The organism is Streptomyces sp. NPDC008150 (assembly GCF_042956945.1).
Taxonomy (GTDB): domain Bacteria; phylum Actinomycetota; class Actinomycetes; order Streptomycetales; family Streptomycetaceae; genus Streptomyces.
In genome coordinates, this window is sequence record NZ_JBIBHJ010000004.1 from 11,869 (window position 1) to 32,409 (window position 20,541).

At 74.1% G+C, this 20,541-nt stretch carries 13 protein-coding genes; 8 read left to right on the forward strand and 5 right to left on the reverse strand.

Features of this window, described 5'->3' with window-relative positions; all coding sequences use genetic code 11:
• Positions 1 to 55 precede the first annotated feature (55 nt).
• The 3 genes from ACFZA0_RS11835 to ACFZA0_RS11845 form a co-directional block, all read right to left on the reverse strand.
• Complete coding sequence (locus tag ACFZA0_RS11835) at positions 56 to 1,552, reverse strand: DUF5719 family protein (protein WP_391014476.1); 1,497 nt, start codon at positions 1,550 to 1,552, stop codon at positions 56 to 58.
• Complete coding sequence (locus ACFZA0_RS11840) at positions 1,549 to 5,382, reverse strand: glycosyltransferase (protein WP_391014478.1); 3,834 nt, start codon at positions 5,380 to 5,382, stop codon at positions 1,549 to 1,551. The genes ACFZA0_RS11835 and ACFZA0_RS11840 overlap by 4 nt, the downstream gene beginning before the upstream one ends.
• A gap of 241 nt (positions 5,383 to 5,623) precedes the next feature.
• Positions 5,624 to 5,887, reverse strand: coding sequence for a WhiB family transcriptional regulator (locus ACFZA0_RS11845; RefSeq protein ID WP_010986447.1), 264 nt, complete (start codon positions 5,885 to 5,887; stop codon positions 5,624 to 5,626).
• A gap of 715 nt (positions 5,888 to 6,602) precedes the next feature.
• On the opposite strand from ACFZA0_RS11845, the gene ACFZA0_RS11850 reads away from it, so the two are divergent.
• From ACFZA0_RS11850 to ACFZA0_RS11865, 4 genes are all read left to right on the forward strand, one after another.
• Positions 6,603 to 7,124 carry a cysteine dioxygenase gene (locus ACFZA0_RS11850; protein WP_391014480.1) on the forward strand — a complete coding sequence of 174 codons (522 nt, stop codon included), beginning with the start codon at positions 6,603 to 6,605 and terminating at the stop codon, positions 7,122 to 7,124.
• Positions 7,125 to 7,221: 97 nt separating this feature from the next.
• Positions 7,222 to 8,181: a 2-phospho-L-lactate transferase gene (gene cofD / locus ACFZA0_RS11855; RefSeq protein ID WP_391014482.1), complete on the forward strand. Its 960-nt coding sequence runs from the start codon at positions 7,222 to 7,224 to the stop codon at positions 8,179 to 8,181.
• Complete coding sequence (locus tag ACFZA0_RS11860; RefSeq protein WP_391014484.1) at positions 8,178 to 9,515, forward strand: coenzyme F420-0:L-glutamate ligase; 1,338 nt, start codon at positions 8,178 to 8,180, stop codon at positions 9,513 to 9,515. Before cofD ends, ACFZA0_RS11860 begins: the two co-directional genes overlap by 4 nt.
• 114 nt (positions 9,516 to 9,629) lie before the next feature.
• On the forward strand, positions 9,630 to 10,646 hold the full coding sequence (locus tag ACFZA0_RS11865; RefSeq protein WP_391014486.1) for a DNA-3-methyladenine glycosylase family protein: 1,017 nt from the start codon (positions 9,630 to 9,632) through the stop codon (positions 10,644 to 10,646).
• Positions 10,647 to 11,137: 491 nt separating this feature from the next.
• Here ACFZA0_RS11865 and ACFZA0_RS11870 read toward each other — a convergent pair whose 3' ends face one another.
• Positions 11,138 to 12,220 carry a sugar phosphate nucleotidyltransferase gene (locus ACFZA0_RS11870; protein WP_391014488.1) on the reverse strand — a complete coding sequence of 361 codons (1,083 nt, stop codon included), beginning with the start codon at positions 12,218 to 12,220 and terminating at the stop codon, positions 11,138 to 11,140.
• Between the two features lie 157 nt (positions 12,221 to 12,377).
• On the reverse strand, positions 12,378 to 13,859 hold the full coding sequence (locus ACFZA0_RS11875) for an N-acetylmuramoyl-L-alanine amidase (RefSeq protein WP_391014490.1): 1,482 nt from the start codon (positions 13,857 to 13,859) through the stop codon (positions 12,378 to 12,380).
• A 111-nt stretch (positions 13,860 to 13,970) separates the two neighbouring features.
• Here ACFZA0_RS11875 and ACFZA0_RS11880 point away from each other — a divergent pair, with 111 nt between their 5' ends.
• The 4 genes from ACFZA0_RS11880 to ACFZA0_RS11895 all read left to right on the forward strand — a co-directional run bounded on the left by ACFZA0_RS11880 (position 13,971) and on the right by ACFZA0_RS11895 (position 20,485).
• On the forward strand, positions 13,971 to 14,726 hold the full coding sequence (locus ACFZA0_RS11880) for a TIGR03089 family protein (protein WP_391014491.1): 756 nt from the start codon (positions 13,971 to 13,973) through the stop codon (positions 14,724 to 14,726).
• 729 nt (positions 14,727 to 15,455) lie between these two features.
• On the forward strand, positions 15,456 to 16,715 hold the full coding sequence (locus ACFZA0_RS11885; protein WP_391014493.1) for an LCP family protein: 1,260 nt from the start codon (positions 15,456 to 15,458) through the stop codon (positions 16,713 to 16,715).
• A gap of 234 nt (positions 16,716 to 16,949) precedes the next feature.
• On the forward strand, positions 16,950 to 18,716 hold the full coding sequence (locus ACFZA0_RS11890; protein WP_391014496.1) for an LCP family protein: 1,767 nt from the start codon (positions 16,950 to 16,952) through the stop codon (positions 18,714 to 18,716).
• A gap of 137 nt (positions 18,717 to 18,853) precedes the next feature.
• The gene (locus ACFZA0_RS11895; RefSeq protein WP_391015334.1) at positions 18,854 to 20,485 is read left to right on the forward strand and encodes an LCP family protein; all 1,632 of its coding nucleotides are present in this window, start codon (positions 18,854 to 18,856) and stop codon (positions 20,483 to 20,485) included.
• Positions 20,486 to 20,541 lie beyond the last annotated feature (56 nt).

Consider the following 20,541-nt stretch of genomic DNA (forward strand, 5'->3'; position numbering starts at 1 on the left):
GCCGTGGCCCCTCCCGCGCCGGTGCGGGACGGGTCGCGGCGGCCGCGCGGGACGCCTACTTCTGGAGCACCGACAGGTCCTCGTCCGCCTCGGGCACCGCGACGGTCCCCCGGTCGTCGGGGAGCGTCTGGATCGTGAAGCCCGGCACGCCGCCCTCCGTCGCCGCCAGTGTGCGCGCCGCGTACACCTTGCCGCCGGAGACCGTCTCGACCGTGAGCGCGTAGGTGCCCTTCAGGCCGCTCGGGACCGGCGGCGCGACGTCCTGCGTGGTGCCGGCCCTGACGCTGTACGTCTTCGACACGGCCGTGCCGCCGCCGCTGCCGGCCGACGCGGTGACCCGGACCCGGGCGGCGGCGTCGGGCGCGGTGAGCGACAGGGTGGAGCCCTTGGAGCTGTTGTCGGCGGCGGTGGCGCGGGCGCCGACCTCCGCCGTCGCCGGGATGAACGCCGTCTCCTTCTGGTCGCCCTTGCCGCGCGTCACGCGCAGGGCGGCCACCACCGGCGCCGACTGTCCGGTGGGCGTCAGCAGCAGCGAGCCGGCCTCGCCGCGGGTGACGTCGCCGAGGTCGACGGCGGTGGTCATGCCCGCCTTGACGTGCAGCGTCTCGTGTCCGGCTGGCGTGATGGCACCCGACGCGGAGGCCAGGCGCACCTTCAGGTCGGCGTCGGCGTCACCGTTCGTGAACGCGACCAGCCGCACCGAGGTGGCGTCCTTCGGGATGCCCGGCATGACCAGGCTGCCCGCGGGGTCGGCGGCGGCCTGGAGCCAGTCGCCGCCCAGGTTGTCGTCGACGTCCTGCACGGCGGCGCCGACGCGGCCGCTGCGGACGGTGACGTGCACCGTGAGGTCGGTCTGCTTCTCGTCGGTGAGCGTCGACAGCAGGATCGGCTCGCTGGAGTGCCCGGGGACCGTGATGCCCTCCCCCACCGCCGACTTGACGGTGCCGTCCTTGCCGTAGAGGTCGATGTCGACGACGGCCGCCGAGTCGTCCGGGTTGGTCAGGTGGACGTAGTCCGTGCGGTCGGCGGAGGTGCTCGCGCCGGGGAACCAGAACTCGGTGTCCGGCGCGGTGCACGCGACGCCCTGGAGCCCGCGGCCGTCACCGGCCGCGATCTCGGTGGTCTCCTGCACGGTCCAGCCGGGCGCGAACTTGCCGTCGGCGGTGCCGACCAGGGCCGGGGTGTCCGCACCGGAGGCGTCGCCGACCGCGGGCGTGCCGGGTGCCTTCGGCGTGACGACGGGCTTGGACCCCTTCTTCGCGTCCTTCTTGCCCGTGGTCGCGTCGTCGGTCTCGGTGGTCGCCGACGCGAGCGTCGCCGTGCCGCTGCCCGCGGTGCCGTCCGTGACCGGCGTGTACGACGTGTACGACGTCTCCGCGAGGTCGGAGATGCTCGGCGAGGGGCACAGCAGGCTGGAGCGCTCCACCGGGAGCCGGGCCGCCGTCGCCGCGGTGTCCGCGCCGGAGGCGGCGGGCGTGGTGAGCGTGGCGAACCCGGTGACCGCGGCGAGCGCGGCCGTGCCGGCGAACAGGGACAGGGTCGTGCGCTTCACTGCTGGCTCCCGTCGGGGCGCTCACTGCCGGTGCCGTGGTGGGGCTGCCGCGCCGGGTCGTAGGGCGCGTCGTAACCGGGCTGCCCCTGCTGGTGGTTCGGGTCGTAGGCGCCCTGCTGGTGCTGCTGGTCGGGGTCGTACGGCGCCTCGTAGCCGGGCCGGTTCGGGTCGCCGTAGCCGTAGGGGTCGTACTGGCCGCCCTGGTACGGGTCCGCCCCGTAGCCCGGGTCGTAGCCGCCCGGCGGGTACTGCTGCTGGTCGGCTGTGTACTGCTGGGCCTGCTGCGCCTGCTGGTAGTCGTGCCCGGCGGTGTCCTGGTACTGGTCGCCGTAGCCGTACTCGGCGTTCGCGTACTCGGGGGCCTCCCAGTCGGCGTAGGACTGCTGGTGCGGGACGGCGGGCGCGGCGTCCGGGGCGTGCCCGTCCGCGTCCGGGGCGTCCCGCGGCCCGTAGCCGTCCTGGTCCTCGTACCCGTCGTACCCGTCGTGGCGGCCGGGGCCGTCCGGGTCGTCGGTGCCGTCGGACTCCGCGTCCGCCTCCGCCTGGGCGCGCAGCCGGCGCGCGCGCCGGCCCTCGCCCTCGACGGGCTCGGCGGACACGGTCTCCTCCTCCGGCAGGTCGTCGTCGACGACCCGGCGGCGGCCGGGCAGCGCCATGACGACGAGGACCAGCGCGAGGGCGCCCTGCGCCCACAGCCAGGCGGTGTGGCCGATCGGGTCGTCGAAGGCGACGTCCAGCCGGCCGCCGGAGGCGGGGAGTTCGAAGCCCTGCGCCCAGCCGTCGACCGTGGTGCGGGTCAGCGGCTTTCCGTCCAGGGTGGCCGTCCAGCCCGGGTCCGCCGAGTCCGCGAGGCGCAGGACGCGGCCCTCCGCGCCGGCCGGGACGGTGGTGTGGATGTCGACCGGTCCGGCCGCGACGGCCTGCGGGTCGCCCTTGGGCGGCACCACGGTGGCGCGCGAGACCTGCTGGTCGACGCGCCAGAGGGCGTTGCCGTTCTGCTCGCTGAGCCGGCTCAGGCCGGGGGTGGCGTCCAGGACGCGGCTGACGTCGTGCGGAGCGCCCTTGTGTACGAGGACGTAGCGCACGGCGAACCCGCCGAGCTGGTCGGCCTGGTCGGCACCGGAGCCGGCGACGAGGTTGGCGACGACCTTGTCGAGCTTCGCGTTCTCCCCGTCGGAGGCGGCGGCCTCCGCGTCGCCGAGGCGGGCGCCGGAGCCGCGCACCAGGGTGTAGCCGACGCGGGCGGTGGTGTCGGTGTCGAGGACGAGGGTGCGAGCCTGGTCGCGGGTGCCGCTCTCCTCGGCGACGAACGCGGGCACCTGCACCGGGTCGCGCCGTTCCAGCGGTCCGTCGGCACCGGCGGCCATCCAGCCCAGGGCGGCGACCAGCGGCCCCGCGAACGAGGCGAGGGCGATCAGCGCGGCGACCGGCTGGCGCCAGCCGAAGCTCTGCTCGGCCACCCGGAAGCGGGCCCCGTCGGCGCCGAGCAGGGCGGCCGACAGCAGGGCGAGTCCGTACACGAGGGTGGCGGGACCGGCCCACGTGGAGCGGTTGGACAGCACCGCGAAGACGAGACCGACCAGGGCGACCGCCCAGGCCGTGCCGACGGCGGCGCGGCGCTCGGAGCGCAGCAGGGCCGCGAGGGCGGCCAGCACGACGCCGAACAGCAGCACGCCGCTGAGCGTCCCGGTGCCGCCGGGGCTCATGCCGAGCAGGTCGACGGCGGACGCCGAGCCGGAGCCGTACTTCAGGCCGGCCTCCTCGAAGAAGCCGAACGGCAGCAGCGTCAGCGACCAGGGGGCGAGCACCAGGAGCGGGGTGCCGAGCTGGGCGAGCAGCCGCAGCCCCTGCGCCCGCAGCCCCGCGCGACGGCGCACGACGAGGAGCGCGAGGCCGAGGACGAGGGCGATCGGCCACACGATGGGCGTGAACGCGGTGGTGACCGTCAGAAGCAGGGCGTACGCCCATGTGGCACGCCAACTGCCGCGTGCGCCGCTGGAGTTGGCGAGGCCCGAGGAGGCGATCGCGGCGCGGGCGATGAGCGGGAGCAGGGCGGCGAGGACGGCGGTGCCGATCCGCCCGCCCGCCAGCGCGCCCGTGGCGGCCGGCAGGAAGGCGTAGGCGACGGCGGCCCAGGCGCGCAGCAGCCGCGACTCGACGAGCGGCCGGGACGCGAAGTAGGCGGTGAAGCCGGCCAGCGGCACCGAGCAGACCAGCAGCACCATGACGGCGAGGCCGGTCGAGCCGAACAGCGCGGACGACAGCATCGCGACGATCGCGAGGTACGGGGGCGCGGAGGCGGTGCCGCCCGCGCCGACCGCGTGCCAGGAGTCGAGGTAGCGCGACCACAGGGCGCCGGAGGTGCCGGGGGCGGGCAGCAGCGCGCCGCCGGAGAGGGCGCCGCTGCCGAGCAGGTCGCGGCACGCGATCAGCGAGACGAACAGCAGGACCAGGAACAGCACCGGGCCGGGCTTGCGCGCGACGCGCTTGAGGCGGGCGAACTGCTCGATCTCCAGGAAGTCGGCGTCGTCGCCGCCGGGTCCGGACTCCAGGGCGCTGCCGTGCCGTCCGGCCGCGGCGGCCTCGGGGTCGGAGCCGCCGAACAGGTTGCCCGCGGCCTGCTCCAGGGTGGCCCGCACGGTCGCGCCGGGCGGCGGGAACAGCGGGCGCATTTCGGTCTTGTCGAGCTGGGACCGGCCTCTCCGGCGCCGTCCGGCGAGGATGCGGCCGGGCCGCAGCAGGGTGCCGACGAGTCCGCGGATCTCGTCCACGGCCTGTCCGGGCACCTTGCCGACGAGGTACGCGACGGTGCGCAGCAGGGTGCCGACCACCAGGCGCAGCAGCACCCAGGGCAGCACGGCGGTACGGGAGTTGACGAGGAGGGTGTAGACCGCGCCGGCCTTGTCGACCTTGTGCGGGGAGGCGGTGGTGCGGCCCACGCAGTCGACGTCGCGGCGTTCGCGGGAGGACGCCTCGGCGTGCCGGACGACGGCGTCGGGCGCGACGAGGACGCGGTGTCCGGCGCCGTGCGCGCGCCAGCACAGGTCGACGTCGTCGCGCATCAGCGGCAGCCGGCGGTCGAAGCCGCCCAACTCCTCGAAGACGTCGCGCCGTACGAGCATGCCCGCGGTGGACACGGACAGGACGGGGCGCACCTGGTCGTGCTGGCCCTGGTCCTGTTCGCGGCGGTCGAGGCCCGTCCAGCGGCGCCCGGAGTGGGCGATGGTGACGCCGACCTCCAGGAGCTGACGGCGGTCGTACCAGCCGCGCAGCTTCGGTCCGACGACGGCGACCTCACGGCCCAGCTCCGCCTCGTTGTCGACGACGCGCAGCAGTTGGGCCAGGGCGTCGGGCTCGGGGGCGCAGTCGTCGTGCAGCAGCCACAGCCACTGCACGGGCTCCCCGTACGGCAGTTCAGGCATGTCGTACGCGTCGTCGCGCCAGGTCCGGGTGACCGGGTCCCAGCCGCTGGGCCGCTTCAGGTACGGCAGTTCGTCGGGGGTCAGGACGGGCGCGGTGCGCTCGGCCTCCTCGACGGCCTGCCCGAACCCGGTACGGCGGGCCAGGTGCAGGACGCGCTCGGCGCCGAGCGCGTCGGTGACCAACTGTGCGGAGGCGTCCGCGCTGCCGGTGTCGGCGGCCATGACGTACTGCGCGGGACGCTCCTGGCCGAGCAGCCCGGCGAGGGCGTCGGGCAACCAGCGGGCGCCGTCGTGGGTGACGAGCACCGCCGTCACCACGTGGCGCGGCGACTCCGGCGGACGGCTCGGATCGAACTCCGCCGTGGCAGCGACGTCTTGATGGGCTGTCGTGTGGCTGTGCACGGACATCGAGGTACGGGCCCCGGTTCGGTGGACTGCGGTGGACGCGCGTGCCCCGAGGGGGCGGTGCGTCTCGGACGAGCAGCCACACTATCGGCTGGGCAGCACGGCGGCCCGCCGCCTGTGGACAACCCACGCGCGACGGGCCGTTCGTGCCGTATTGCCCCGGGTGCGGCACCCCCGCGGCCCGTCCGGCGGTCGTTCCGGAGGTGCCGCGCGGTGCGGCGGGCCGGGCCCGCTGCGGTCCGCCTCAGATGGCGGCCTTCTTCAGGCGGCGGCGCTCACGCTCGGACAGACCGCCCCAGATTCCGAAGCGTTCGTCGTTGGCGAGGGCGTACTCCAGGCATTCGGAACGGACTTCGCAGGCGAGGCAGACCTTCTTGGCCTCGCGGGTGGAACCGCCCTTCTCGGGAAAGAAGGACTCGGGGTCGGTCTGGGCGCACAGCGCGCGCTCCTGCCAGCCGAGTTCCTCGTCCGCGTCGTCGACCAGCAGTTGCTGCACCAGCTCGGTCATGTGCGCCCCTCGTCTGTCTTTTCGCGTCCCCGTGATGTAGCCGTTACCGAATGTCGGCTGAACGACACGAGTGAAATTACAAGTGTGCTGATCCGGGCGAGTCAAGCCGAGATCTGCTATTGGGCCCCTTATTCACTCTGCGGAACCAAGGGCCTGCGGAAAGTGTTCAAATCGGCATAAACCTTGACAGCCGAGTGTGGCTCCGCGGGCCTCCGCCCCGTGCGGAACCTGTGCGGGTTCACGCGAGGAAGGACGTCCCGGAACTCGGTCTCGTTCCGGAACGCGCGCCGAAAGCGAAACGGATCACAGTCGGATCACGGAATCGCCGGGTGGCGCGCGCCCCCGGTGTGCGCCATGTGTCCCGGTCAACACATGAGCAAACCTTTCGCCGAGGAGATGAACCGGATGAGGTGAACCGGGTCCCACATTTCGGGCGTCGAGTTGACAGTCGAGGTGTGAGCCGGTGTCCTTGTGGGCATGCTCGCGAACTTGGCCATCACCTCGACCCGCACCGCCGGGTCCCTCGGTGCTGCCCGTGCTCGCTGTAGCTGTTGCTGTTGCGGCTGTTGAGCCACCGCGCTCCGGCCGACTCCGGGTCCACCGCGACCCGGGCTGTTCCCTCCGCCCCACCCAGGGCACCTTCCGCGCTCGCGACCCGGGCCGATCGACGCGACCCCCAGCCAGCCCCCATCCGGCAAGGAACCCCCGCACTCCGATGAACAGCGACAGCGATCTCCAGATCGCCGGCGACATCCTCGAAGTCCCCCACCTCCTCCAGCCCCCGCGCGAACACCCGGCCACCGTGGCCGAGTTCGCCGGCCTCGCACGCTCCATCGCCGCCGACCGCTCCCAGTGGGAGCACCTCGTGCGCTACGACGCCACCAGCCGCTGGTACCACCGGCTGAGCACCGGCCCCGGCTACGAGGTGTGGCTGCTGTCCTGGGTCCCCGGGCAGGGCAGCGGGCGCCACGACCACGGCCCGTCCTCCGGTGTGCTGACCGTCCTCGACGGCACCCTGACCGAGCGCACGTCGCGCGGTACGCGCGCGCTGGCGCCGGGCGCCCAGCGGGTGTTCGCCCCCGGCTACGCGCACGCCGTGGAGAACGACACCCTGGAGCCCGCCGTCAGCCTGCACGTCTACTTCCCGGGACTCACCGAGATGCCGATGCACTCCGCCCGGTGCGCCGCGGCCGCGCCCGGCACGACGGCGGACGCACCGGGCGCCGTGCCCGCCTGACCGCCCTCCCGGAGAGGTCCCGCCGCACGTCCGCGCGAGCGCGGCGGGCCCCGGCACCGCCTGCCGGACCGTCGTGCGGGCCTGCCAGACTGGGCCCATGCGCATTGTGGTTCTGGCTGGCGGCATCGGTGGGGCGCGGTTCCTGCGCGGGCTGAAGGAGGCCGCGCCGGACGCGGACATCACGGTCGTCGGCAACACCGGGGACGACATCCATCTGTTCGGGCTGAAGGTCTGTCCGGACCTGGACACCGTGATGTACACGCTCGGCGGCGGCATCAACGAGGAGCAGGGCTGGGGGCGGGCGGACGAGACCTTCCACCTCAAGGAGGAGCTCGGCGCGTACGGCGTGGGCCCCGACTGGTTCGGGCTCGGAGACCGGGACTTCGCGACCCACATCGTGCGGACGCAGATGATGGGCGCCGGTTACCCGCTCAGCGCGGTGACCGAGGCGCTGTGCGACCGCTGGCGGCCGGGAGTGCGGCTGCTGCCCATGACCGACGACCGCGTCGAGACGCACGTGGCCGTCGACATCGACGGCGAGCGCAAGGCGATCCACTTCCAGGAGTACTGGGTACGGCTGCGCGCGTCCGTGCCGGCCGAGGCCGTCGTGCCGGTCGGCGCGGAGCAGTCGAAGCCGGCGCCCGGCGTCCTGGAGGCGATCGGCGCGGCGGACGTCATCCTGTTCCCGCCGTCGAACCCGGTGGTGTCGGTCGGCACGATCCTGGCGGTGCCCGGCATCCGCGAGGCGATCGCCGCCGCGGGCGTCCCCGTGGTGGGCCTCTCCCCGATCGTCGGGGACGCGCCCGTGCGCGGGATGGCCGACAAGGTGCTGGCCGCGGTCGGCGTCGAGTCCACGGCCGCCGCGGTCGCCGAGCACTACGGCCCGGGGCTGCTGGACGGCTGGCTCGTCGACACCGTCGACGCGGGTTCCGTGGCGCGGGTCGAGGCGGCGGGCGTCCGCTGCCGGGCCGTGCCGCTGATGATGACCGACCTCGAAGCCACCGCGCGGATGGCGCGCGAGGCGCTGGCGCTGGCCGAGGAGGTGCGGGCGGCTTGAACGGGGACCGGGGACAGGGCGCGGGCCCGGCGGACGGCACGCCCGCCTACCGGGCGTGGGCGCCCGGCGGGCTGCCCGAGGTGCGGAGCGGCGACGACCTCGCCAAGCTGATCGCCGCCGCCGAACCGGCGCTCGCCGACGGTGACGTCCTCCTCGTCACCTCGAAGATCGTGTCCAAGGCGGAGGGCCGGATCGTCGAGGCCGTCGACCGGGAGGCCGCCATCGACGCCGAGACGGTGCGGGTGGTGGCGCGGCGCGGCGCGCTCAGGATCGTCGAGAACCGGCAGGGCCTGGTCATGGCCGCCGCCGGGGTCGACGCCTCCAACACCCCCGCCGGGACGGTGCTGCTGCTGCCCGAGGATCCGGACGCGTCCGCGCGGGCGGTGCGGGACGGGCTGCGGGACCTGCTCGGCGTGGACGTCGGCGTCGTCGTCACCGACACGTTCGGGCGGCCCTGGCGCGCGGGTCTCACGGACGTCGCGATCGGCGCCGCCGGGGTCCGCGTCCTGGACGACCTGCGCGGCGGCACCGACGCATACGGCAACCCGCTCGCCGCGACCGTCGTGGCCACCGCCGACGAACTGGCCGCCGCGGGCGACCTGGTGAAGGGCAAGGCGGCCGGGCGGCCGGTCGCCGTCGTGCGCGGGCTGCCACACGTGGTGGACCCGGAGCACCCCGGCGGCGCCCGCGCCCTGGTGCGCGAGGCGCGCGACGACATGTTCCGGCTCGGCACCTCGGAGGCCGTGCGGGAGGCGCTGTCCCTGCGGCGCACCGTGCGGGAGTTCACCGACGAGCCGGTCGACCCGGGTTCGGTACGGCGCGCGGTGGCCGCGGCGGTGACCGCGCCCGCCCCGCACCACACCACACCGTGGCGGTTCGTGCTCCTGGAGTCCGCGGCGGCGCGCACCCGGCTGCTCGACGCGATGCGGGACGCCTGGATCGCGGACCTGCGGCGCGACGGCAAGAGCGAGGAGTCGGTGGCCAAGCGGGTGCGCCGCGGGGACGTGCTGCGCAACGCGCCCTACCTGGTGGTGCCGTGCCTGGTCATGGACGGCTCGCACACCTACGGCGACGCCCGGCGCGACGCCGCCGAGCGGGAGATGTTCGTGGTCGCGGCGGGCGCGGGCGTGCAGAACCTGCTGGTCGCGCTGGCCGGCGAGCGGCTCGGCTCGGCGTGGGTGTCGTCCACGATGTTCTGCCGGGACGTGGTGCGCGCGACGCTGGACCTGCCGGAGCACTGGGACCCGATGGGGGCGGTCGCGGTCGGCCACCCGGCGGGCCCCGCGCGGCCCCGGCCGGAGCGGGACGCGGAGGCGTTCGTCGAGGTGCGCTGACGGGGCGGGCCCCGGGACGGGATCCGAGCGCCTACCCTCGTAGGCACGCCCGTCCCTTCCGTCCGTCTTCTCCCGTACCTCCGCTTCCGCTCCCCCGCACCCCAGGACTCTCCCGTGGCAGGACGCTTCGCTCCCCGGCCCCCGCGCGCGAACCCGCGCGACGGGCGGCCCGGCGCGGTGCCCGCGCACGGTGTCCCGGCCGTCCCGGCGCAGTCCACGGGACCCGCGCGGGTACGGACCTACGCGCCGGACGGCCCCCTCGACCTGGGCCTGGTCCTGGGGCCGCTGCGGCGCGGGCCCGGCGACCCGACGTTCCGCGCGCTGCCCGACGGGTCGGTGTGGCGCACCGCCCGCACGCCCGCCGGGCCGGGCACGCTGCGGGTCGCGGCGCACGGCGGCGCGGTGCGCGGGCAGGCGTGGGGGCCGGGCGCGGAGTGGCTGCTCGACCGGCTGCCGCGGCTGCTCGGCGCCGACGACGACCCGTCCCTGTTCGTGCCCCGGCACCGCCTGGTGGCGCTCGCCCGGCACCGGCGCCCGGGGCTGCGCCTGGTGAACACGGGCCTGGTGCTGGAGTCGCTGATCCCGTCGGTGCTGGAGCAGAAGGTCACGGCGGACGAGGCGTACCGGGCGTGGCGGCGGCTGGTGACGAGGTTCGGCGAGCCCGCCCCGGGACCGGCCCCCGAGCGGATGGCCGTGCTGCCCGCCCCGCGGACCTGGGCGCTGATCCCGTCGTGGGAGTGGCACCGGGCGGGCGTGGACGACAAGCGGGCCTCGACGATCCTGCGTGCGGTGCGGGTCGCCGCGCGGCTGGAGGAGGCGACGGCGATGGACCCCGAGCGGGCGCGGGCCCGGCTCGAAGTGGTGCCCGGCGTCGGACCGTGGACGTCGGCGGAGACCGTGCAGCGCAGTCACGGCGCCCCGGACGCGGTGACTGTCGGGGACCTGCACCTGCCGGGCATCGTCGGCTGGTCCCTGGCGGGCGACCGGGACGCCGACGACGCCGCCATGCTGGAACTGCTGGAGCCCTACGCGGGCCAGCGCCACCGCGCGGTCCGACTGATCCTCCTCGGCGGCGGCGCACCGCCCCGCCGGGCACCGAAGATGCCGAAGAGCGACATCGGCCGGTGGTGAGGGGCGGGTCGCGGGGGCAGGTTCCACGTCCCTCGCGATCACGCGGAACGGCGCACGCGGGACGGCACACGGGGGTCGCGGATCCGCCGGTCGTGCCCGGTCCGCCAACTACCCGGCGTCGCCGACCGGTTGACGGCCCGGTCGCACCCGCCGGAGCCGCGCGAGGCGGCGGCACGGGCCGGTGGCGGAACCGCGCCCCCCAACGCCCCCACTCCGCACGCCGGTTGGGACGGCCCGGCCGGTGTCCGACGCCCACGGCGGTCGCACGCACCGGACGGGGCGGAGGGGACGGGCGGACCGCTTCTCCTCAACCACCGCGCACCGCAGGTACGTTGACGCGGGCCACCCGGCCGCCCGCCGGCGCCGGGTGCGGCCCGCCACCGCCGAGCCGCTCAGCCAACTCCGGCGCACAGCAGGGCCATTGGGCACACACTCCGCACCACCGCCCGCCGGACACCGCGCGTTCGGGCGGAGCCGTCAGCCGTCAGCCGTCACTCGTCCGACGAGAACCGCACCGCCCCCGCCGGGATGCGCGCGTCGCACCACACCCGTACGCCCTCGCGGAGTTCGTTGTCGGCGCCGACCACCGCACCGTCGCCGATCACCGTTCCGGTCAGCACGGAGCGTTCGCCGACGCGGGCGCGGGCGCCGATCAGGGAGTCGGTGATGACGGCGCCCGGTTCGATGACCGCGCCGGGCAGGATCGTGCTGCCGAAGACCCGCGCGCCCTCCGCGACGAACGCCCCCTCGCCCACCACCGTGCCGCCGGTCAGCTTCGCGTCGGCCGCCACCGTCGCCGTGGGCAGCACCAGCCGGTCGCCGCACCGCCCCGGGACCGCGGGCGAGGGTGCCCGGCCCAGCACCAGGTCGGCGCTGCCGCGCACGAACGCGGCGGGGGTGCCGAGGTCGAGCCAGTACGTGGAGTCCACCAGGCCCTGGAGGTGGGCGCCGGCCGCCAGCAGTTCGGGGAAGGTCTCGCGCTCGACGGAGACCGGGCGCCCCGCCGGGATGGTGTCGATCACGGATCTGCGGAAGACGTACGCGCCCGCGTTGATCTGGTCGGTGACGATCTCCTCGGGCGACTGCGGCTTCTCCAGGAACGCGGTGACGCGTCCGGTGGGGTCGGTGGGGACCAGTCCGTACGCGCGCGGGTCGGTGACCCGCGTCAGGTGCAGGGAGATGTCCGCGCCGGAGGTGTCGTGCGTGCGCACCAGGGCGCCGATGTCCAGGCCGGTCAGGATGTCCCCGTTGAAGACGAGGACCGGCTCCTCCGGGCCCGAGTGCAGGTGGGCCGCCGCGTTGCGGATGGCGCCGCCGGTGCCGAGGGGTTCCTCCTCGGTGACGTACTCCAGGTGGAGGCCGAGCGCGGAGCCGTCGCCGAAGTACGGCTCGAAGACCTCGGCGAGGTACGAGGTGGCGAGCACGATGTGCTCGACGCCCGCCGCGCGCGCCCGTGCGAGCTGGTGCGTGAGGAACGGCACGCCGGCCGCCCGGACCATGGGCTTGGGGGTGTGCACCGTGAGCGGTCGCAGCCGGGTGCCTTTGCCGCCGACCAGGAGGATCGCTTCTGTCACCTGTCGTCTCTGCTTCCTGCCGGGACCGGCCGAACTGCTATTCGGCCGGCCAGTGTATGCAGACCGTTCTCCAGCGCCCTCGACGACCGTGCGGTGTCCCTGCCGTGTCCCGCCCATGCCCCCGACGGTGACCGTGATCCCGGGCCGGCGGCCCCGTTCAGCGCCCCTGGTAGTACGCGGCGGTGGAACGGGCGGTTCCGAGCTTGCCGTAGAGCTGCCGCCCGGGGCACTCCGTGAGGAAGCCGTCCCGGTGGCCGGAGATCACGTTCAGTCGCACATTCTTGCCTTTTCGGTAGAGATTGCCACCGCCCGACCGCAGATATGTTTTGCCCTTCGGATTGCCCCCGTACAGGCCGATCTTCCAGGCGACCAAACGGGCGATCGCGCGGACCGCCGCGGCGGGCGGCTTGCTGTTGCCGAAGGTGCCGAGCACGGCGATCCCGGTGCTGTTGGAGTTGAAGCCGAGGGTGTGGGCACCCATGACGGGCTTGGTCACACCGCCGGCCCGGCCCTCGTAGATCGTGCCGCACTTGTCGACGACGAAGTTGTAGCCGATGTCCCGCCAGCCCATGCTCTTCACGTGGTAGCTGTAAATACTGCGGATGACTGACGGGGCCTGGGAGCAGCGGTACGTGTTGCCCGTGGCGGTGTGGTGCACGAAGGCCGCCTTGACCGTCTTCGTGTAACCGAACTTCTTCTCCCGCAGCTTCTCGTTCGCCCCCCAGCCGCGCCGTGTGACGATGCGCGGGCGCGGCCCGATGTGCGGCTTCACCCGCTGCTCGTCGGTCAGTTGGCCGGCCCGCACGGTCAGCAGTTCCGCTTCGGTGGCCGCCCGGTCGAGGGCGCCGATCTCGGTGGCGCCCAGCGCGGCGACGTCGGAGTTGGCGGCCGAGGCGGCGCTCGTCGCGGCGTCCAGGGCTCCGGCGGGCAGCGCACCGGTGTCCGGGGCACCGGCGGGCGGCGCCTCCACGGGCGTCCCGTCGGCCCGGTCGCCCGGGGCGGTCCGCGGGACGGACGGGTCGCGGCCGGGGTCGACGAGTGCGAGGCGCAGGCCGGTCGGGAGGGTGACGGTCCCGTCGGCCGCCGTACGGGGCCGGGCGCCGTCGCCGTGCTCGCCGTCCGCGGCCGCCTCGTCGGCGCCGGCCGCGCGGACACGCACCTCGACGCCGTCCGAGTCGCCCACCCACAGCGGGGCGGTGGCGCCCCGGACACGGGCCGACCCGCCCTCGGCGGTGCCGGGGTCGGCGCCGTGCTCGGAGTTGTGCGTCTCCAGGTCCTGCCAGCCGGACCAGGCACCGCTCGCGGCGGTACGGGTGCGGACCTGGACCCGGCCGAGGAGTTCCGTGCGGGGGCTGTCCCAGACGACACCGAGGAGGGAGAAGTGGCGTACGTCCCGTGCGGGCAGGCCCTGTTCGGGGGCGGTGCCGAGGACCCTGTCACGGGTGAGCGGGACGAGGGGAACCGACCGGGTGCCCGGCTCCGCGGCCTGCTCGGCGGTCGTGGCCGCTCCCGCGACGGGGCCCCGCCCGGAGGCGGTCGCCGCGGCGGCGGGCAGGGTCGTCGGAAGGGCGAGTGCGGCCGCGCTCGCGACAACGATCGAGGTAGCAAGAAATCCACGCATGTCAACGATCTTGGACATAGTCACATAAATATGTCCATCGGGGAACTGACGGGCCGTCGGCCCCCGTTCCCCCGAACCGGTGGCCCCGCCGCGCCGGGCGCGCCCCGGCCCCCGCGTACGCTTGCGCGGGTGAACGCCACCGACCGCACCCCTGCCGACCTGCTGGGTTCCGCGCTCGCCGCGGACCCCGGCCGCCCCCTGGTGACCTTCTACGACGACGCCACGGGCGAACGTGTCGAACTGTCCGTCGCCACCTTCGCCAATTGGGTGGCCAAGACCGCCAACCTGCTCCAGGGCGAGCTGTCCGCCGAGCCCGGCGACCGTGTCGCGCTGCTGCTGCCCGCGCACTGGCAGACGGCGGTGTGGCTGCTCGCCTGTTCCTCGGTGGGGGTGATCGCGGACGTCGGCGGCGACCCCGGCGCGGCGGACCTGGTGGTGAGCGGTCCGGACACCCTGGACGCCGCCCGCGCCTGTACCGGCGAACGTGTCGCGCTCGCGCTGCGGCCGCTCGGCGGCCGGTTCCCCACCGCGCCGGACGGCTTCGCCGACTACGCGGTGGAGGTGCCCGGCCAGGGCGACCGCTTCGCGCCGTTCGCGCCCGTCGATCCGACGGAACCCGCGCTGGTGGTGGCCGGCGCCCGGTACACGGGCGCCGAGGTGGTCGAACGCGCGCTCGCCGACGCGCCCGGCCTGGACCTGACGGGCCCCGGCTCCCGGCTGCTGTCCGGTCTCCCGTACGACACGTGGGAGGGGCTGAGCGCCGGGTTGTACGCGCCGCTGGCGACCGGCGGCTCCGTGGTGCTGTGCCGCCACCCCGAGCAACTGCCGGCCGAGGCACTGGCGAAGCGCATCGAGACGGAACGGGTCACGGCGACGGCCCGCTGACCTGACGGGGCCTGCCGCCGCGCGCATGCCCGCGGCAGGCCCGACCCCGCCCGCGCACAGGCGAGTTCGGGCACCCCCGGCCCACGCCGGCCCGCCCGCCGGTCCCACCGCGGCCCCCGGCCGACGCCACCGCGCCGAGGGCCGCCCCGGCGCTCAGGGCCGAGGCGCCTCCCGGGGACCGCCCGCCCCGGTCGGCGGGGTCCTCGTCATCCGTCCAACCCCCGTGGCGCCGGCCTCAGTTCAGCCGATCGAGTCCCGCCCACGGTCCGCCCCGACCGGTGAGGCCGACGCCCCCACCCGGCGCCGCGACAGCCGGGCACCCAACCACCGGGCCACCGGCGGCCGTTCATTGCCGTGACGTCCGGCCCGCAGCCCACCCGGCACCACGGCGGAACGACACCCAACCCCCGTACCCCCGAAGCCCGTTCGGCCGATCGCGACCCGGCCGTACCCGGCCCCGGCACCGCACCTCCCCGTCGCAGCCGAACTCCGGCGCGGTCCACCGGAGTTCGGAGTCCCGGCACCCCGGTGCCCCGCGCCCGCCGAGCAGAGGCCGACCGCCGGCGCCCCGGAGCCCGTCGCGCGCACCGGCGGCGGCGAGGGCGCCCCTCGCCCCTTCCCGTCGCCCTCACCCGTTCGGCCCAGCTCAGGGCACCCCGCCCCGTGTGTTCGGGCCATGGTCGTAGGACAGCACGAGGACGTTCGTCGCCAGGAGGGGTGGAACCAGACGTGACCGACACCGCAGGCACGCCCTCCGGAGCGGCGGACGGGGACGGCGACGGTCCCGCGGCCGTGGGTCCCGGGCTGGGCGCGTCGGCCTCCGGGCGCGGCCTCGCGCGGCGGCGCAGGCGGCGCTGGGTGCGGTGGACGTCCCTGGGGGTCGCCGTGGTGGTGCTCGGCGCGGCCGGGGCGGGCTGGGCGGTCTACGAGCACCTGAGCGGGAACATCACCCCGGACGAGGCCGCCGCGAGGGAACTCGCGCGCTACGAGAAGGAACGGCCCACCACTCTGGTCAAGGGCGCGCAGAACATCCTGCTGATCGGTTCGGACTCCCGCTCCGGCGCCGGGAACCGGAAGTACGGGCGGGACTCGGGCACCGAGCGCTCGGACACCACGATCCTGCTGCACCTGTCGGCGGACCGGCGCACCGCGACCGCCGTCTCGCTGCCCCGCGACCTGATGGTGAACGTGCCCCGCTGCCTGCGGCCCGACGGCACGCGCACCGGGCCGACGTTCGCGATGTTCAACTCCGCGTTCGAGGTGGGCGGTTCGGCCTGCACGATCCGTACGGTCGAGAAGCTGACGGACGTGCGGATCGACCACCACGTGGTGGTCGACTTCCGCGGGTTCAAGCAGATGGTCGACGCCGTGGACGGCGTGCGGATCTGCCTGCGCGAGCCGATCCACGACAAGGCCGCCAAGCTGCGGCTGCCCGCCGGCCGGGTCACCCTCGACGGGGAGCAGGCGCTCGGGTACGTGCGGGCCCGCAAGACGCTCGGCGACGGCAGCGACACCGAACGGATGGACCGCCAGCAGCAGTTCCTCGGCGCGCTCGTCAACAAGGTGCGCGGCAACGACGTGCTGCTCAACCCGGCGAAGCTCTACCCGGTGCTGGACGCGGCCACCTCGTCGCTGACGACCGACCCGGGTCTGGCGAGTCTGCGCGGCCTGTACGACCTGGTACGCGGGCTGCGGCACATCCCCACGAACGGGGTGCGGTTCCTGACCGTGCCCCGCGAGGCGTACGTCTACGACGCCAACCGCGACCAGCTCGTGCAGCCCGAGGCGCGGAAGCTGTTCGGGCGACTGCGCGCGGACCGGCCGGTCGTGGTCGTCGACGCGTCGGAGCACGACGGGCGGGGCGGCCCGGGGAACGAGCACCCGTACGGGGGCGGCGCGGGCTCCGCGTACGGGCAGCCGTTCGACGCGGATGCCTCTCCGGCGCCCACGTTCCGCGGCAATACGGCCGCCCAGGACGCCTGTAAGTAAAGCAATCCCCAAGGCACCGAACCTTCGTCCACGGTAATGCGGCGGATTGCCCCGGTGTGCGGACGTGGAATTTGTCACCGGGCGTCGCCCGCTGCCGAACTGGGCGGATAGTGTGAGCGATCCGGTGCATCAGGCCGCAAGGTCAGTCCCGCGGCCGTGCACTGTGTGACCGAGACCCGAGCGCCTCTTGAGGGGGAAGGCGCCGCGTGGCCCCGACGGAGGACTCAGACAACCGTGGACGCGCAAGGCCGTGGCCGGGCGGACAACATCGACCCGGCGGACCAGTGGGTGCTCAACCCGAGCACCGGCGAATACGAACTGCGACTGGCTCCTTCCGCTCCGCGGTCGCCGGTCCCCGGGCCGCGCAGAGCGGCGCCCGGCGCACACGGCGACGCGGTCGACGACCGCGCCCCGGGGCGAGGCCGTACGCAGGTGCCGGGACGCGAGCGCCGTGACACCACCACCCCGGGCGGCGACGTGCCGGGTCCCCGCAGACGCCGCGGCGCGCCCGAGGAGCCGCCGCCGGGAAGGCGGGGCCGCAGACCCGTCAAGAAGAAGTCGCGCGCCAAGAAGATCGTGCTGTGGACCGGCGGTTCGATGGCGTTCGTCGTGCTGGTGACGGCGGGCGGCGGCTACCTCTACCTGAAGCACCTCAACGACAACATCACGTCCGTCTCCGACGACGGCGCGAGCACCGGTGGCTTCAGCAAGGACAAGGCCATCAACATCCTGGTGATCGGCACGGACAAGCGCACCGGCTCCGGCAACGAGGGCTACGGCGACTCCGGCAGCGTCGGCCACGCGGACACCACGATCCTGCTGCACGTCTCCAAGGACCGTTCCAACGCGACCGCGTTGAGCATCCCGCGCGACCTGATCACGGACGTGCCGGACTGCCCGACCGAGCAGGCCGACGGCTCGTCGAAGGTGATCCCGGGCGCGGACGGCGTCCGGTTCAACACCAGCCTCGGGCAGGACGGCCGCACGCCGAGCTGCACCATGCGCACCGTGACCGAGCTGACCGGGGTGACCCCGGACGACTTCATGGTGGCCGACTTCAACGCGGTCAAGACCCTGACCACGGCGGTCGGCGGTGTCGATGTGTGCCTCGGCAAGGACATCGACGACGCGGACTCGCACCTGAAGCTGAAGAAGGGCATGCAGCACATCCAGGGCGAGACGGCCCTCGCGTTCGTGCGCACCCGCCACTCGGTGGGCTTCGGCGGCGACTTGAGCCGCATCCAGCTCCAACAGCAGTTCCTCAGCGCCCTGATGCGCAAGCTGAAGTCCAACTCCACGCTCACCAGCCCAACCAAGATGGTCAAGCTGGCCGAGGCGGGGACCAAGGCCCTGACCGTCGACGACAAGATCGACAGCATCGGGAAGCTGAAGGACCTCGGCATGGAGCTGGGCAAGCTCAACGTCAAGAACCTGACGTTCACCACGGTCCCGGTGGTGGACAACCCGGCCGAGAAGACCCCGGTGACGGTCGTGCTCAACCAGACGACCGCTCCCCAGGTCTTCCAGATGATCCAGGACGACGTCTCGTTCTCGGAGGTCGCGAAGAAGAAGGCGGCGGCGAAGGACGCCGCGGCGGACCGGCTCAAGGGCACCAAGTCGGCGGCGTCCGACGTGCGGGTGCGGCTCCTCAACGGCGGCGCCCCCGGCGGTTCCGCCTCGGAGACCCTCACCTGGCTCCAGAACGACAAGGGCGTGCTCAAGTCGGAGAACGCCGGCAACGCGGACGCGCCGCTGAGCAAGACCACCCTGGAGTACGCGCCCGACCAGGCCGACCAGGCCCGCGAACTGGCCTCCCTCATGGGCCTGTCCGGATCGGCGCTGAAGCCCGGCAAGAGTGTGATCAACTCCCAGGGGCTTCCCGCGATGACGCTGACCCTCGGCAAGGACTTCAAGGGCGCCGGCGTCTCGCTCACCACCCCGACAAAGGCGCCGGAAGGGGTGCAGAAGTCCACGGCCGACAAGGTCGAGTGCGCCAAGTGAGCATCCCTTCGGGCCCGTCGTGCGTCAAACAGACGTATTGACGGGCCCGTTGCGGGCAACAGGGGGCGCAGGGGTGGGAGGGACCGGTAGTGACACACAGCGGTGTTCAGGGGGAGGTACCCGCCGTCGAGGGCACGATGCCCCTGGCGCGGCAGGGCCGGAGCGGAGCGTCCGGTGACAGCCGCGGCGGGACGTCGGACGGCGGGCGGCGGGCGGGCGGACGCGGCGGACGCGGCGGCAAGGACGACGGAAGGGGTCCGCGCAGGCGCATGCCCACGGACCCGCGACGGCGCAGACGCCGTGTGCTGCGCTGGTCGGCGACCGTCCTGGCGGTGCTGATACTTGGGACCGCCGGCGCGGGCTACCTCTACTACCAGCGGCTGAACGGCGATCTCCGCAAGGACGACCTCAACATCGGCGACTCGAAGGACCGGGCCGCCAAGCCCAAGGCCAACGCGGCGGGACAGACCCCGCTGAACATCCTGCTGATCGGCTCCGACGCCCGGGACTCCAAGGAGAACCAGGACCTCGGCGGCGCGAAGGACACGTACAACACCGCTCCGCGCGCGGACGTGCAGATGCTGCTGCACGTGTCGGCGGACCGCACCAACATGTCGGTGGTGAGCATGCCGCGCGACACCCTCCTCGACATCCCGAAGTGCACCGACCCGGACACCGGCACGGAGTACGCGGCGAAGACCTACACGATCGCCAACGACTCACTGGGCCGCGGCGGTCCGGGCTGCACGGTGGCCACGTGGGAGAAGCTCACCGACATCCACATCGACCACTTCATCATGGTCGACTTCGCCGGTGTGGTGTCGATGGCGGACGCCATCGGCGGCGTCCCGGTGTGCGTGGACAAGAACATCTACTCCCACACCTCCCAGGGCCACGGCTCCGGCCTGAAGCTGAAGGCGGGCACCACCTCGGTCAAGGGCAAGCAGGCCCTCCAGTGGCTGCGCACCCGCTACGGCTTCGAGGACGACACCGACATCGCCCGCACCAAGGCGCAGCACCAGTACATGAACTCGATGGTGCGCCAGCTGCGCGCCAACGCGACGCTCAGCAACCCCAACAGGCTGCGCCAGCTCGCCGAGACGGCCGTGAAGGCACTGACCGTCGACAAGGGCCTCGGCTCGCCGAAGAAGCTCTACGACCTCAGCCTCGACCTGAAGAAGGTCCCCACCTCGCGCATCTCGATGACGACGATGCCGTGGGAGTACGCGCCCGACGGCAACCGCGTGGTGCCGAAGCCGGAGGACGCCGCGAAGCTGTTCCGGCTGGTGCGCCAGGACATCGCGCTGGACGGCAAGGACAAGAAGAAGGCCGCCTCGGACAAGCCGGCCGACCCGGCCGCCGCGGACGACGAGATCGCGGTGCGGGTCGTCAACGGCACCCTTACGGAGGCGAAGGGCGCCGTCCAGGGCCGGGCGGCGGCGGTCGCCGGCCTGCTCACCGGCAAGGGCTTCACCAAGGCCGTCGCGGACACCTCCCCCGCCGTCAGCGAGGACACCACGGTGGTCCGCTACCCGAGCGCGGACCTGGAGGGCGACGCCCGCGCGGTCGCGAAGGCGCTGGGCATCGGGACGGACGCGGTGAAGAAGTCGGCGGACGTCTCCGGGGTCACCCTGGTCGTGGGCGCCGACTGGCGCGACGGCACGAAGTACACCGCCGCGGACGAGGACGACACGACACCGGACTCGGCGGACCTGCTCAACGGCGCGAAGAAGGCCTGCATGCAGGTCGACCCGGCCTACACCTGGTAGCCCGCGACGACGCCGACGCGATGCGGGCCGCCCTCAACAGGGCGGCCCGCACGGGG

Bases quoted from the DNA above. Each gene is read 5' to 3' on its own strand.
- cofD (WP_391014482.1), top strand. From the start codon at position 7,222: ATGCGCATTGTGGTTCTGGCTGGCGGCATCGGTGGGGCGCGGTTCCTG.
- ACFZA0_RS11875 (WP_391014490.1), bottom strand. From the start codon at position 13,859: ATGTCCAAGATCGTTGACATGCGTGGATTTCTTGCTACCTCGATCGTT.
- ACFZA0_RS11840 (WP_391014478.1), bottom strand. From the start codon at position 5,382: ATGTCCGTGCACAGCCACACGACAGCCCATCAAGACGTCGCTGCCACG.
- ACFZA0_RS11845 (WP_010986447.1), bottom strand. From the start codon at position 5,887: ATGACCGAGCTGGTGCAGCAACTGCTGGTCGACGACGCGGACGAGGAA.
- ACFZA0_RS11850 (WP_391014480.1), top strand. From the start codon at position 6,603: ATGAACAGCGACAGCGATCTCCAGATCGCCGGCGACATCCTCGAAGTC.
- ACFZA0_RS11895 (WP_391015334.1), top strand. From the start codon at position 18,854: ATGCCCCTGGCGCGGCAGGGCCGGAGCGGAGCGTCCGGTGACAGCCGC.